15 protein-coding genes are annotated in these 13176 nt (G+C 73.1%); 8 read left to right on the top strand and 7 right to left on the bottom strand.

Annotation, left to right across the window (positions count from 1 at the left end; all coding sequences use genetic code 11):
• Positions 1-11 precede the first annotated feature (11 nt).
• Positions 12-1211, top strand: coding sequence for a low temperature requirement protein A (locus NLX85_RS03530; RefSeq protein WP_254331584.1), 1200 nt, complete (start codon positions 12-14; stop codon positions 1209-1211).
• A gap of 71 nt (positions 1212-1282) precedes the next feature.
• A complete protein-coding gene (locus NLX85_RS03525; protein ID WP_254331582.1) occupies positions 1283-2515 on the top strand; it encodes a low temperature requirement protein A in 1233 nt (410 codons plus the stop codon).
• A 4-nt stretch (positions 2516-2519) separates the two neighbouring features.
• Here the strand turns inward: NLX85_RS03525 and NLX85_RS03520 are convergent, their stop codons facing one another.
• Positions 2520-2831: a hypothetical protein gene (locus NLX85_RS03520; protein ID WP_107074827.1), complete on the bottom strand. Its 312-nt coding sequence runs from the start codon at positions 2829-2831 to the stop codon at positions 2520-2522.
• Complete coding sequence (locus NLX85_RS03515; RefSeq protein ID WP_254331581.1) at positions 2821-3132, bottom strand: hypothetical protein; 312 nt, start codon at positions 3130-3132, stop codon at positions 2821-2823. Before NLX85_RS03515 ends, NLX85_RS03520 begins: the two co-directional genes overlap by 11 nt.
• A gap of 106 nt (positions 3133-3238) precedes the next feature.
• Here NLX85_RS03515 and NLX85_RS03510 point away from each other — a divergent pair, with 106 nt between their 5' ends.
• On the top strand, positions 3239-3595 hold the full coding sequence (locus NLX85_RS03510; RefSeq protein WP_254331580.1) for a DUF3099 domain-containing protein: 357 nt from the start codon (positions 3239-3241) through the stop codon (positions 3593-3595).
• Between the two features lie 36 nt (positions 3596-3631).
• On the opposite strand, the gene NLX85_RS03505 is transcribed toward NLX85_RS03510, so the two are convergent.
• Positions 3632-4528 (bottom strand): carbohydrate kinase family protein, encoded by an 897-nt coding sequence (locus tag NLX85_RS03505; protein ID WP_254331579.1) that lies wholly within the window; start codon positions 4526-4528, stop codon positions 3632-3634.
• Complete coding sequence (locus tag NLX85_RS03500; RefSeq protein WP_254331578.1) at positions 4525-5460, bottom strand: pseudouridine-5'-phosphate glycosidase; 936 nt, start codon at positions 5458-5460, stop codon at positions 4525-4527. The genes NLX85_RS03505 and NLX85_RS03500 overlap by 4 nt, the downstream gene beginning before the upstream one ends.
• A gap of 88 nt (positions 5461-5548) precedes the next feature.
• Between NLX85_RS03500 and NLX85_RS03495 the strand changes: the two genes are divergently transcribed.
• The 3 genes from NLX85_RS03495 (at position 5549) to NLX85_RS03485 (ending at position 8377) form a co-directional block, all read left to right on the top strand.
• The gene (locus tag NLX85_RS03495; RefSeq protein WP_254331576.1) at positions 5549-5767 is read left to right on the top strand and encodes a DUF3039 domain-containing protein; all 219 of its coding nucleotides are present in this window, start codon (positions 5549-5551) and stop codon (positions 5765-5767) included.
• A gap of 40 nt (positions 5768-5807) precedes the next feature.
• On the top strand, positions 5808-6458 hold the full coding sequence (locus NLX85_RS03490; protein ID WP_254331574.1) for a trimeric intracellular cation channel family protein: 651 nt from the start codon (positions 5808-5810) through the stop codon (positions 6456-6458).
• Between the two features lie 185 nt (positions 6459-6643).
• Entirely contained in the window at positions 6644-8377 is a 1734-nt protein-coding gene (locus NLX85_RS03485) for a DEAD/DEAH box helicase (RefSeq protein ID WP_254331569.1), read from the top strand.
• Between the two features lie 105 nt (positions 8378-8482).
• On the opposite strand, the gene NLX85_RS03480 is transcribed toward NLX85_RS03485, so the two are convergent.
• Both NLX85_RS03480 and NLX85_RS03475 read right to left on the bottom strand, forming a co-directional pair.
• Positions 8483-8716 carry a hypothetical protein gene (locus tag NLX85_RS03480; protein ID WP_107074857.1) on the bottom strand — a complete coding sequence of 78 codons (234 nt, stop codon included), beginning with the start codon at positions 8714-8716 and terminating at the stop codon, positions 8483-8485.
• 245 nt (positions 8717-8961) lie between these two features.
• The gene (locus NLX85_RS03475; protein ID WP_254331567.1) at positions 8962-10584 is read right to left on the bottom strand and encodes an RNA polymerase sigma factor; all 1623 of its coding nucleotides are present in this window, start codon (positions 10582-10584) and stop codon (positions 8962-8964) included.
• Between the two features lie 287 nt (positions 10585-10871).
• Here NLX85_RS03475 and NLX85_RS03470 point away from each other — a divergent pair, with 287 nt between their 5' ends.
• A complete protein-coding gene (locus NLX85_RS03470; RefSeq protein ID WP_254331566.1) occupies positions 10872-11693 on the top strand; it encodes an inositol monophosphatase family protein in 822 nt (273 codons plus the stop codon).
• Positions 11694-11769: 76 nt separating this feature from the next.
• Here NLX85_RS03470 and NLX85_RS03465 read toward each other — a convergent pair whose 3' ends face one another.
• A complete protein-coding gene (locus NLX85_RS03465; protein ID WP_254333607.1) occupies positions 11770-12282 on the bottom strand; it encodes a LytR C-terminal domain-containing protein in 513 nt (170 codons plus the stop codon).
• Positions 12283-12715: 433 nt separating this feature from the next.
• On the opposite strand from NLX85_RS03465, the gene NLX85_RS03460 reads away from it, so the two are divergent.
• Positions 12716-13012 carry a DUF4193 domain-containing protein gene (locus NLX85_RS03460; protein ID WP_091269374.1) on the top strand — a complete coding sequence of 99 codons (297 nt, stop codon included), beginning with the start codon at positions 12716-12718 and terminating at the stop codon, positions 13010-13012.
• Positions 13013-13176: the final 164 nt, after the last annotated feature.

Raw genomic sequence — 13176 nt, 5'->3', positions numbered from 1 at the left:
GCGGGCGGGTGATGACGGACGAGCGGGGGGCGGAACTCCTGCGCGGCGGCGGGGGCAGCCATCGCGCGACCTTCCTGGAGCTCTTCCTCGACGTCGTCTTCGTCTTCGCCTTCACCCGGGTCTCGCAGCGCCTGATCGTCGACGTGGCGTCCGGCGGCGAACGCCTCCCGCTGGAGCTGGCGCAGACGCTGTTCCTGCTGCTCGCGCTCTGGATGGTCTGGTCGCTGACCGCCTGGGCCACGAGCCACTACGACCCCGAGCAACCGCCCATCCAGGCGGTGATGGTCGGGTCCATGTTCGGCAGCCTGGTGATGGCGGTCTCGGTGCCGGACGCGTACGGCCCGCACGGCTTGAGCTTCGCCGCCGGGTACGTCTCCATCCAGCTGGGCCGCTCGGTCTACCTGACGGTGGCGCTGCGCCGGCACTCCCAGCGGCACCTGTCCAGCCGGATCCTGGTCTGGTCGGCCGTCTCGGCCGTGCCCTGGCTCGTCGGTGGCCTGGTGGGGGAGGACCTGCGGCTGCTCTGCTGGGGGCTGGCCCTGGCGATCGACTACCTGGGCCTGGTCATCGGCTGGCCGGTGCCCCGGCTCGGCCGGGCGTCGGCCACGGCGTGGACGGTGACCGGCGAGCACCTGGCCGAGCGCTACCAGCAGTTCACCATCATCGCGCTCGGCGAGATGATCTTCGTGGCGGGCGTCGGGTTCAGCGGTAGCGACTTCTCACTGCTGCGCTGGATCGCCCTCGTGGACGCCTTCGCCACCACCGTGCTGCTCTGGCGGATCTACTTCCACCGGGCCGGCTCGGTGCTGGCCGAGGCCGTGGCCGAGGCCCGGCAGCCGGCCCGGCTCGGCCTGTCGGCCACCTGGACCCACCTGACGATGATCGCCGGCATCGTCACCGCGGCGGTCGGCTACGAGGTGGCCATCGCCGAGCCCGTCGGTCACGCCGACGTGGTGCGGGTGGCGGCCATCGTCGGGGGCCCGGCGCTCTTCGTGATCGGCCGGGTCCGGTTCGAGTACGAGGTGTTCGGCCGGGTCTCCCGGTCCCGCGTGATCGGCCTGCTGCTCCTGGTCCTCGGCGTGCCGCTGCTGGCCCGGCTGCCGCTGCTCGACATCGCCTTCGGCGTCACGGCGGTGCTGACCGGGATGGCCGTGGCGGACGCGCTGCGGGCGCGGGGCCGCCCGCCGGAACGCCCCGCCTCGCCCATGTGACCCGCCCGGGGGCACGCAACCGGCGCGGTGGCCGCGTCGTTGGGAGGCAGGACGGCGGACGGGGGGTCACGGTGGACGAACGGGCTGCGGCGCTGCTGCGCCCGCCGATGAGTTCCGCGCGCGCCACCTTCCTGGAGCTCTTCTTCGACCTGGTCTTCGTCTTCGCGCTGACCCGGGTGTCCCAGCGGCTGATCAACAGCCTGCCCGCCACCGGCTGGACGCTGGCCGCCGCGGTGGGCCGTACCGTGCTGCTCTTCCTGGCGTTGTGGATGGTCTGGACGATCACCGTCTGGGTGACCAGCCGCTACGAGCCGGAGCAGGCCGTCATCCAGGCGGTGGTGGTCGGCACCATGTTCGCCAGCCTGGTGATGGGGGTGGCGCTGCCGCGGGCCCTGGAGGAGCGCGCGCTGCCGTTCGCCGCCGCGTACGTGGCGGTGATGCTCGGCCGGCCGCTGGTGATCGCCGCCGCGCTGCACGGCCATCCACGGCGGCTGGTGCCGCTCCGGCTGGCCGCCTGGGCCGGGGCGACCGCGCCGCTCTGGCTGGGCGGCGCGCTGGGCGCGGAGGAGATGCGCCTGCCGCTCTGGGCCCTCGCGCTCACCGTCGACTACGCCGCCCTGTTCACCGGCTGGCCGGTGCCGCGGCTCGGATCCTCGCCGACCCTGGGCTGGCGGATCGCCGGTGAGCACCTGGCCGAGCGATACCAGCAGATCTTCCTCATCGCGCTGGGCGAGTCGATCCTGGTCATCGGGGTGACGTACAGCAGCGAGAAGTTCTCGGCCGAGGGCGCCGGGGCCTTCGTGGTCGCCTTCGTCACCACGGCCCTGCTCTGGCGGATCTACTTCCACCGGGCCGGGCGCCTCCTGGGCGAGGCGCTGCGGCTGGCCCGCGTGCCGGGCCGGCTCGGCACGTCGGCCACGATCACCCACCTGGTCATCGTGCTCGGGGTGCTCACCACGGCGGTCGGCTACGAGGTGGTCATCGCCGAGCCGTTCCACCGGTCCGACGCGGCCCTGCTGCTGTTCGTGGTGGGTGGGCCGCTGCTCTTCCTGGTCGGCCGGGCCCGCTTCGAGTACGAGATCTTCGGCCGCGTCTCGCTGCCCCGGATTCTCGGCGGGGGCGTGCTGCTCCTGCTCGTCCCGCTTCTGGCGCGCGGTCCCGCCGTGCGGGCCCTGTGGCTGGTGGCCGCCGTGCTGGCCGGCGTGGCGCTGGCGGACGCGTGGCGCAGCCGGGGCCGCCCGCCGGAGATGTCGGCCTCGCCGATCGGGCGAACGGGGCCGGAGACCGGCGGCCCGGAGGCGTGAGGGCTCAGGCGGCGGTGGGGCGGGAGAGCGCCGCCAGGGCCCGGCGGACGTCGGCCAGGGAGACGGTGGCGGAGTCGTCGAGGTCGGCCAGGCCGGCCTCGATCCACTGGCGCATGAGCGTGGTCACCCCGATGCCGCGCGTCTCGGCGGCCGCCCGGACCCGCTCGTACGTCTCCAGCGGCAGGCGCACCGAGCGGCTGACCATCGGCACGTCGGTGTCGGGGGTGGGCAGCTCCGCGGGCTGGGTGTCGTCGATCAGGTCGGCGAGCGCGTCGCCGCCGTCGTGGAACCGCTTGGTCGCGTCGTTACGGTGCATCGTGACCGCCTCCTCGTCGGCGTGACCTCCGCACCGCGTCGTCGTAGCGCTTGGCCTCGACGTCGCTCAGTTCGCGGGCGGAGAGGATGTCCCAGTCGTTGTCGGTGCCGTCGGCCTCGGCCAGCAGCACCGCGAGGCGTCGCCCCCGGTGGTCCGTCGCGTAGACCACCATGACGTCGTCCCCGAGGTGGCGGATGACCCGCCGGGTGCTGTGCAGGGCCTCCCAGACTTCCCCCGGCGTGACGTCGTAGACCCGCAGGTTGCCCAACGCCTCGTCGGAGAAGCTGAACCGGTTGCCCACGGGGCGAGCGTACCACGGGCGTAACACGCGCTACCTTGTCACGATTCTCGCCGATCATCCGTCGGGAGTGACAGGATGGGTCGTAATCCCCTCGAGGAGGTCCGTGGTGAAGCGTCAGGCGTATCAGCCGATCCTGATCACCGACGCCTCGCGCAGCCAGGACGACCAGCTCACCAGCCGGCAGAAGCGCTACGTGCTGATGATGGGAATCCGGGTCGCGTGCCTGGTGATCGGTGCGGTCCTGGTCGTTGTCAAGGCACCGCTGCTCTGGCTCTGGCTGCCGCTCTGCGGTCTCGGGATGGTGCTCATCCCGTGGCTGGCCGTGCTGCTGGCCAACGACCGCCCGCCCAAGGAAGAGCACCGGCTGGCCGGGAAGTTCCAGCACCGCAACCGCGACGAGACCCCGCCCATGGCGCTCTCCGCGGAGGAGCGCCCCCACAAGGTCATCGACGCCGAACCCTGACCGGTCCGGGCGGCGGCCCGCCCGGACCGACCACCGTCAGGGCTGGGGGCGGGCGCCCACCGTCGTGACCGCCAGGGCGCCCAGGTCGCCGGCCCGGGCCAGCGCCGCACGCGGGTCCGCGCCGGACAGCCAGGCGGTGAGCAGGCCGGCGGCGAAGGCGTCGCCCGCCCCGGTCACGTCCACCACGGCCACCCCGGGCGCCGGGGCCGTCTCGACCAGGCCCGTCCGGTCCACCCACACCGCGCCGGCCGCGCCCCGCTTCACCACCACCCGCCGGGCCACCGAGGTCAGCGCCCGCGCCTGCGCCGCCGGGTCCAGCCCGCCGGCCAGCACCGTCGCCTCGTCCGTGTTGACCAGCAGCAGGTCGACGTCGCGTACCCAGGTCAGGAAGGCCGTGCCGACCCGCCGCAGCGGCGCCGCGGAGGCCGCGTCGACGCTCGTGGTCAGCCCGCGCTCGCGGGCCGCGGCCAGCGCGCGCAGGCCCGCGCCGCGCGACCCCACGTCGAGCAGGGTGTACGCGGACAGGTGCAGGTGCCCGGCGTCGGGCGCCGCCGCCACGGTCCGGTCGACGTGTCCGGCGGTGAGCCGCAGGTTCGCCCCCCGCTGGCTGACCATGGTGCGCTCCCCGTCGTGGGTGAGCACGATGACCGTGCCGGTCGGGTAGCCCTCGTGGCGCTCCACCGCGCAGGTCACCCCGACCCGCTCCAGTTCGGCGACCCGCTCGCGGCCGGTCTCGTCGTCGCCGACGGCGGCCACCAGGGTGACGGCCGCCCCCTGGCCGGCCAGCCAGGCCGCGGTGTTGGCCGCCTGGCCGCCGCCGCTGAACCGGATCCCGGCCGCGGTGTCCGAGCCGGTGGCCAGGGGGCCGGAGAGCACCGCGAGCACGTCGGTGATCACGTCGCCGACGACGATGATGCGGGGCGCGGGGCTCATGCCGAGGGTGCGGTGCGGCGGGCCGCCGAGGCGACCGCGATCCGTGCCGCCAGGTCGGCGTTGCGCAGGATGATCCGGACGTTCACCGCCAGGCTGGCGCCCTCGGTGGCCGAGTGGAAGTGGGCCAGCAGGAACGGGGTCACCGCCTTGCCGGTCACCCCGTCGCGGGCCAGCAGCGCGAGGCCCGTGGTCAGGGTGCGGTCGTGCAGCGCCGGGTCGAGCTGCTCGTCCACCGGCAGCGGGTTCGCCACGATGAGGCCGCCGTGGTGCACGCCCTGGTCCCGGCGGGCGGCCAGCACGTCGGCGGCCTGCTCGGGGGACTCCACCGACCAGTCCAGGTCGAAGCCGGCGTCGGTGAGGTAGAAGCCGGGGAAGCGGCGGGTGCGGTAGCCGACCACGCTCACCCCGAGGGTCTCCAGCCGCTCCAGGGTGGCGCCCACGTCGAGGATCGACTTCACCCCGGCGCAGACCACCGCGATCGGGGTCCGGGCCAGGGTGACCAGGTCGGCCGACTCGTCGAAGGTCTGCGCGGCCTCCCGGTGCACCCCGCCGAGCCCGCCGGTGGCGAAGACGCCGATCCCGGCCGCCGCGGCCACCGCGCTTGTCGCCGCCACCGTGGTGGCGCCGTCCGCGCCGGTCGCCGCCGCCACGGCCAGGTCGCGCACCGAGAGCTTGCTCACCCCGTCGACCGTGGCGAGCCGGGTGAGCTGGGCGTCGTCCAGCCCCACGATCAGCTCACCGGCGACCATGCCGATGGTGGCCGGCACGGCCCCGGCGTCCCGGACCGCCTGCTCGATCTCCCGCGCGACGCGAAGATTGTCCGGTCGGGGCAGGCCGTGCGAGACGATGGTGCTCTCCAGGGCGACGACCGGACGCCCGTCGCGCAGGGCGTCGGCCACCTCGGTGCCGAGACTGATGTGAAAGTTGGTCACTTCGGCTACGGTACGGGCCGCTCCCCGCGCGGGCCCAGGTGGACCGGGCCGGATCGACCTGCAAAACTGGACCGTTGGAGGTGTAGACGTGAGTACAGAGGTTCTCGAGCGTCCCGAGCTGAAGGACGCCGACACCGGCCCGGAGATGTTCCACTACGTCCGCAAGGAGAAGATCGCGGAGAGTGCCGTCATGGGCACCTTCGTGGTGGCCCTGTGCGGCGAGACCTTTCCGGTGACCAAGGCGGCGAAGCCGGGTTCCCCGGTCTGCCCCAAGTGCAAGGAGATCTACGACTCGTACGCCCAGTGATCCCGGGCGGCCTCCCCGGCCGCCCACGTAACCTGCGGCGGTGACCACCTCCACCCCGCTGCTCCTCGCCGACCTCACCGGCGTGGCGGTCTTCGCCGCCTCCGGCGCCTCCGCGGCGGTGGCCAAACGGCTCGACCTCTTCGGGGTGGTCTTCGTCGGCGTCGTCGCCGCCCTCGGCGGCGGGATCTTCCGCGACCTGGTCATCGACGAGGTGCCGCCGCTGGCCTTCGCCGACTGGCGGTACGCGGTCACCGCGGCGGTCACCGCCGCCGCCATCTTCTGGCTGCATCCCCAGTTCGCCCGGCTACGCACCACCGTGCTGGTGCTCGACGCGGCCGGACTCGCCCTGTTCACCGTCACCGGCACGCTCAAGGCCCTCGACGCCCACGTGCCGGCCGTCGGCGCCTGCATGATCGGCATGCTCACGGCGATCGGCGGCGGGCTGGGCCGGGACCTGCTCACCGGCGAGATCCCGGTGGTGCTGCGCCGCGAGATCTACGCCGTGGCGGCGCTCGTCGGGTCGATCGCGGTGGCGCTGCTCTCGACGTACGGCCTGGCGACCACGGTGCCGTTGACCGCCGCCGCCGTCCTCGTCTTCGCGCTGCGCCTGATCGCGCTGCGGCGGCGCTGGTCGGCCCCGGTGCCGGCGCTGCGGCCGCCGCGCACCGGCGCCCGGGGACCGCAGGTCTGAGCCCAGCCGCGCCGGGGTGGGCGGATGTGACCAGCGTGGCGTCGAGTGGGGCGTGAGGCCCCCGCTGGTTATGCTGAGTCGGCCTTCGCGGCACCCATGCGCGAGGGCGTTTTCATGGGCGGCGGTACCCGTGGCCCTCGGCCGGGCGGGGCCCGTCGCCGCCTGCGAGCGGAGAGGAGCTACGCGTGGCACCGCGGTTGCCGGCGCTCGACACGTTCCCACCCCTGCGTGCCTGGCAACGCAAGGCGATGGTGGAGTACCTGCGCCGCCGCACCGACGACTTCACAGCGGTCGCCACGCCCGGTGCCGGTAAGACGACCTTTGCCCTCCGGATCGCCGCCGAACTGCTGAACGACGGCACCGTCGAGGCGGTCACCGTGGTCGCCCCGACCGAGCACCTGAAGACCCAGTGGGCGGAGTCCGCCGCCCGGGTCGGCATCCAGCTCGACGCCGCCTTCCGCAACGCCGACCTGCACTCCGCGGCCGACTTCCACGGCGCCGTGGTCACGTACGCCCAGGTCGGCATGGCGCCGCAGGTGCACCGGCGGCGCACCATGACCCGGCGCACCCTGGTCATCCTCGACGAGATCCACCACGCGGGCGACTCGCGGACCTGGGGCGACGGGGTCAAGGCCGCCTTCGAGCCCGCGGTACGCCGGCTGATGCTCACCGGCACGCCGTTCCGCTCCGACGACAACCCGATCCCGTTCGTGAGCTACGAGCGGGGCGGGGACGGGCTGCTCCGCTCCCGCGCCGACTCGGTCTACGGCTACTCCGACGCGCTGCGCGAGGGCGTGGTCCGGCCGGTGCTCTTCCTGGCGTACTCGGGGGAGACCCGGTGGCGCACCAACGCGGGCGAGGAGCTGGCCGCCCGGCTGGGCGAGCCGATGACCCAGGACCTCATCGCGCAGGCGTGGCGCACCGCGCTGGACCCGGCCGGCGACTGGATGCCGCAGGTGCTGCGGGCCGCCGACGCCCGGCTGACCGTGCTGCGCAACAACGGCATGCCCGACGCCGGCGGCCTGGTGATCGCCAGCGACCAGCAGGTGGCCCGCTCGTACGCCAAGCTGCTGGAGCAGGTGACCGGTGAGAAGGCCGCCGTGGTGCTCTCCGACGACCAGGGCGCGTCCGCGCGGATCGCGACGTTCGCGGCCTCCGAGCAGCGCTGGCTGGTCGCGGTGCGGATGGTGTCCGAGGGCGTCGACATCCCCCGGCTGGCCGTCGGCGTCTACGCGACAAGCGCCAGCACCCCGCTCTACTTCGCGCAGGCGATCGGCCGGTTCGTCCGGGCCCGCCGGCCCGGCGAGACCGCCTCGGTCTTCCTGCCCAGCGTGCCGCACCTGCTGGGCCTGGCCAGCGAGATGGAGGCCGAGCGGGACCACGTGCTCGGCAAGCCGAAGGATTCCGACGGGCTCGACGACGACCTGTTGGAGCGCGCCCAGCGGGACGACCAGGCCAGCGGCGAGCTGGAGAAGCGGTTCGCGGCGTTGTCCGCCACCGCCGAGCTGGACCAGGTGATCTTCGACGGGGCGTCGTTCGGCACGGCCGCCCAGGCGGGCACCCCGGAGGAGGAGGAATACCTCGGCCTGCCCGGGCTGCTCACCGCCGACCAGGTCTCGATGCTGCTCACCAAGCGGCAGGCCGAGCAGCTCGCCGCGCAGCGGCGCCGGGCCACCCAGCGGGCCGCTGAGCCGGCCGCTGCGGCCCCGACAGCGCCCACGCAGCCGATGAGTGCCGCCCAGCGCCGGGTGGCCCTCCGGCGGCAGCTGAACGCCCTCGTGGCGGCCCGCCACCACCGCACCGGCCAGCCGCACGGCAAGATCCACGCCGAGCTGCGCCGCCTCTGCGGCGGCCCGCCCAGCGCCCAGGCCACCATCGAACAACTCGAAGAGCGCATCGCCACCGTCCAGACCCTCTGACCGGTCTGGGCCCCGGCTCGACGGCTGGGGTGGGTGTACGAAAAGCCGGCCGGAGGTCCCCAGGGACCTCCGGCCGGCTTATGTCGCGTTGCGGATTCCTCGTACTCAGTTCGCCATCAGATCGGCGCCACGCCAGCTGAACTCCGGGTCCGACGCGAACCGCACGGTGATCTTCACGAGATCCTCCGCGTACTTGTTCGCGTGGTGCCCACAGAACACCAGCTCGCTCCCACCCGCCAGAGTGATCCGGAGCTTGCCTGCAGCATTGCAGCGGTCGCACCGTTCATCGGCGGCCGGGGGGCTCACCGTCTCGGGCGGCGGCGTGAGGGTCGGGGTCATCGCCTTCCTCCTCTGGTCGTCACCGATGAACACTCTCTTCGGTTGCTCACCTATCGTGCAACACCCTTCTCGGGCCCTGCCTTCCCTGTGTGCCCGTCGGGGACGGAGGTCACACCTGGCGTGGAAGACAGTGTGCCGTGCACCAAGGGTGCCACGTCAACGATCACAAACGGGCAACCGTCAGGTCACCGGAGAGTGTTCTACGGCTGGTGATCAAACCGACACGGCTGGTTGACGCGTGGCGGTCAGTCCAGGTAGTCGCGGAGCACCTGGGAACGCGAGGGGTGCCGCAACTTGGACATGGTCTTGGATTCGATCTGCCGGATGCGCTCCCGGGTCACGCCGTACACCTGGCCGATCTCGTCCAGGGTGCGCGGCTGGCCGTCGGTGAGGCCGAAGCGCAGACGTACCACGCCCGCCTCCCGCTCGGACAGCGTCTGGAGGACCTGCTGGAGCTGGTCCTGCAGCAGCGAGAACGACACCGCGTCGACCGCGACGACCGCCTCGGAGTCCTCGATGAAGTCGCCGAGCTGGCTGTCACCCTCGTCACCGATGGTCTGGTCGAGCGAGATGGGCTCCCGGGCGTACTGCTGGATCTCCAGCACCTTCTCCGGTGTGATGTCCATCTCCTTCGCCAGCTCCTCCGGGGTGGGCTCGCGGCCCAGGTCCTGGAGCAGCTCGCGCTGGATCCGGCCGAGCTTGTTGATCACCTCGACCATGTGTACCGGGATGCGGATGGTGCGGGCCTGGTCGGCCATGGCGCGGGTGATGGCCTGGCGGATCCACCAGGTGGCGTACGTGGAGAACTTGTAGCCCTTGGTGTAGTCGAACTTCTCGACGGCGCGGATCAGGCCGAGGTTGCCCTCCTGGATGAGGTCGAGGAAGGCCATGCCGCGGCCGGTGTAGCGCTTGGCCAGCGAGACGACCAGCCGGAGGTTCGCCTCCAGCAGGTGGTTCTTGGCCCGCTCGCCGTCCCGCGAGATCCACATCAGGTCGCGCTGCATGTCGCGGGTGAGCTTCTCCTCGCCCTCGTCGGCGGCGCGCAGCCGCTCGGCGGCGTAGAGGCCGGCCTCGATCCGCTTGGCGAGCTCGACCTCCTGCTCGGCGTTGAGCAGCGGCACCTTGCCGATCTGCTTGAGGTAGGCCCGGACGGAGTCGGCGGAGGCGGTCAGCTCGGCGTCCCGGCGCGCCTGCTTGAGCGCCTCGGACTCCTCGTCGTCCCACTCGAAGTCGTTGTCGGTGGCGGAGCTGGCCGCGTCGGCCTCGGCGGCCTGGGTCAGCTCGGCCGGCTCCTCGACCACCACGTCCTCGATCTCGGCGGCCAGTTCCTCCGGCGAGATCTCGCCCTCGGCGCCCTCGCCCTTCGCGCCGTCCTTGGCCGGCTTCGCCGCCGCGTTCTTGGCGGCCACGGTGGCCTTGGTGGCGCGGGTGGTCTTGGTGGCCTTCGCCGGGGCGGCGGCCTTGGCGGCCACCTCGGCGGTGGTGCCGGTCGTGGCGCCGGCGGCCTTGCGCGCTGTCGCCTTCCGCGGGGCGGGGGCCGGGGCCTCCTCGGCGGCCGGCGCCTGCTTCGGGGCGGGCGCGGCGGCCTTCTTGGTGGTCTTGGCGGTGGTGGCCCGGGAGGCCGGGGTGGCGGACCGGGCGGCGGCGACCCGGCGGCGGGTGCTCGCCGAGCCGTCCACGACCACCGTCACGCCCGCCTCGGAGAGCGCACGGAGGATCTTCTTGGCCTGGGCCGGGGTCACCTCAGCGGACTCGACGGTGCGCGCGAGCTGGGCCGACGTGAGCTGGCCGCCGGCGCTCTGCGCGTGGGCGATCAGGGTGTCGGTGAGCGAGCGAACGTCGGCGCCGGTCTGGCGTGGTTCTGTCACGAATGACCTTCCGGAGGCGAAGAGCGAGCACGGCCGGGTCGTCCGGCGCAGCACGGGCCGCCGTGCCGGGCGATGTCGTTGAGGGACCCCCGTGTCCCGGGCCGACCGGTGGCTGGCGGTCCGTGGCGCGTGGGGCAGGGTGAATTGTAACGCCGTCTGCGGCGATCATCCTGCGCCGCACGGTGGACCGGCCGTACGGACCGCCGATTAGACGCAGTTGTGGACTTTGTAAGGATGATACCCGCGCACGAACCGGCCGGTCCGGGCCGTGCCGGAAGGGGACGAACATGACCGCCTCGGCACCCACGCCGCAGGAACTGCTCACGATCGCCGTCGAGGTGGCCCGGGACGCCGCGGCCACCGCACACCGGATGCGGGCCGAGGGGGTCTCGGTCGCCGCGACCAAGAGCACCGTCACCGACGTGGTCACCGCCGCCGACCGGGCGGTGGAGCGGCAGGTGCTGGCCGCGCTGCGGACCCTGCGCCCCGGCGACGCGGTGCTGGGCGAGGAGTACGGCGCGGGGGAGGCCGCCCCGGCCGCCGAGGGCGGGGTGCGCTGGATTGTCGACCCCATCGACGGCACGGTCAACTATCTCTACGGGCTGCCGTACTGCGCGGTCTCCCTGGCCGCCGAGGTGGCCGGCGAGGTGGTCGCCGGGGTGGTGCGCAACGTGGTCACCGGCGAGGAGTGGACGGCCACCGCGGGCGGCGGCGCCTGGCGGGACGGGCAGCGGCTGCGCTGCTCCGCCGAGACCGACCTCGGGCAGGCGCTCGTCGCCACCGGGTTCGGCTACGACGCCGGACGCCGGGCGCACCAGGCCCGGGTGGTCGCCGAACTGATCCCGCAGGTGCGCGACATCCGCCGGATGGGCGCCGCCGCGCTCGACCTCTGCCTGGCCGCCGAGGGCCGGGTGGACGCCTACTACGAGAAGGGGCTGGCCGCCTGGGACCTCGCCGCGGGCGGGCTGGTCGCCCGGGAGGCCGGGCTGCTGGTGACCGGCCTGTCGGGCCGGCCGGCCGGCCCGGACCTGGTGCTCGCCGCGCCGCCGGCGCTGTACGAGCCGCTGCACACCCGGCTCGCCGCCCTGGACGCCTCCGGCGGACCGTGACCGGTCCCGCCCGGCCCCGGATGCGGAAAGAGTGGCCATCCCGTCAGGGGAGGCCACTCTTTACGGGAGTCGACCGCTACCGGACCGGGCCCGCGCAGGTGCCGGCCGGCGCCTCCGGCGAGCCGAGGTCGCCGAGGGACTGGTTGACCTCGGTGGTGGTGGCCAACTGCTGGAAACCGTTGCCGAGGACCACGTCGACCGTGTCGTCCTTGCGCTTCAGGTCGGGTTCGAGCTTGGCCTGGTTGAGGAAGTAGGCGCGCAGCAGGTGCGCGGAGCCGACGCCCTTGGGGCCGTAGCGCAGCACCGCCACCGTGTCCACGGGCTTGGCGTTGCCCACCTTCTTCACCTGGAACTTGCGGTTGCGGAAGTCGTCCGCCACGCTGCCGGCCAGGCCGACCTCGTCCGGGTTGCCGTTGTAGACGTTGATCTTGACGTCCTTCTGCTCCCGCAGGCGCAGGTCGGCGACCGGCCAGCCCTGCGGGCAGTCCTCGGCGGAACTGGCCGTGCCCTGGGTGTCGCGGACCAGCGCGACGACCACGAAGACCAGGGCGGTGACCGCCAGCAGTCCGACGACAACGAGTGCCCGCACTCGCGCAAAACTCATTCTGGGCGCTCCCGGACGGTGTTTGGGTGGCGGCGGCCGCCGGCGGTCGGTCCGCCCCGCCGGCGTCGAGTACGCCGCTGAGGTTAACGCTTGTCCGGCCGTCGCGTGGAAACAGCCCGACATGCCGGCGCGCCACCGGGGGAACGGGTACTACTACCCCTATCTTCGTGTCGCCTGAGTCACATTGGGAACAACTTCGGGCGCAGGGGCGTACATCTCTGCCACGAGGGCGGTATACATGCCTCGCCCAAAGGGGGGGTAAGGTTCCGCGCTCGCTGGGGGAGTTCCTTCCTGGCGGCCCGGCTCCGACGGTCGGGTCGGGTGACCGACACATTTGGTGGCCGGCCAGCGGAACCGAAACAGCGTCGTCCGGCGTTACAACCGGAAGCGACCATATCGATATGGGAGAGTGAAACCGATGGCCACCGACTACGACGCCCCGCGTCGCGACGAGGTCGACCTCGGCGAGGACAGCCTGGAAGAGCTCAAGGCCCGGCGCGTCGACACACAGTCGGGCGCCGTGGACGTCGACGAGGCCGAGGTGGCCGAGAGCTTCGAGCTGCCCGGCGCCGACCTGGCCGACGAGGAGCTCACGGTCAAGGTGCTACCGATGCAGCAGGACGAGTTCCGATGCGCCCGCTGCTTCCTGGTCCACCACCGCAGCCAGCTGGCGGTCGAGCGCAACGGCGAGCTGATCTGCCGCGAGTGCGTCTGACCCCGACACGAGACACCGGCGGCGGCCTCCTCGACGGGGCCGCCGCTTATCGAGCCGCCGTGCGCCGGTGGCGGGAAGCTGCTTGACTCGTACCGGCGGCTGTCACGCCGCGCGGAGCAGGAGGGCGGACGGGTGAGCGAGCGCAGCGAGCGGGCCGACGGGCC

The organism is Micromonospora sp. A3M-1-15 (assembly GCF_024213425.1).
GTDB lineage: Bacteria > Actinomycetota > Actinomycetes > Mycobacteriales > Micromonosporaceae > Micromonospora > Micromonospora chersina.
The sequence above is the reverse complement of the archived record's forward strand: the minus strand, read 5'-3'. Positions and strand labels throughout refer to the sequence as shown.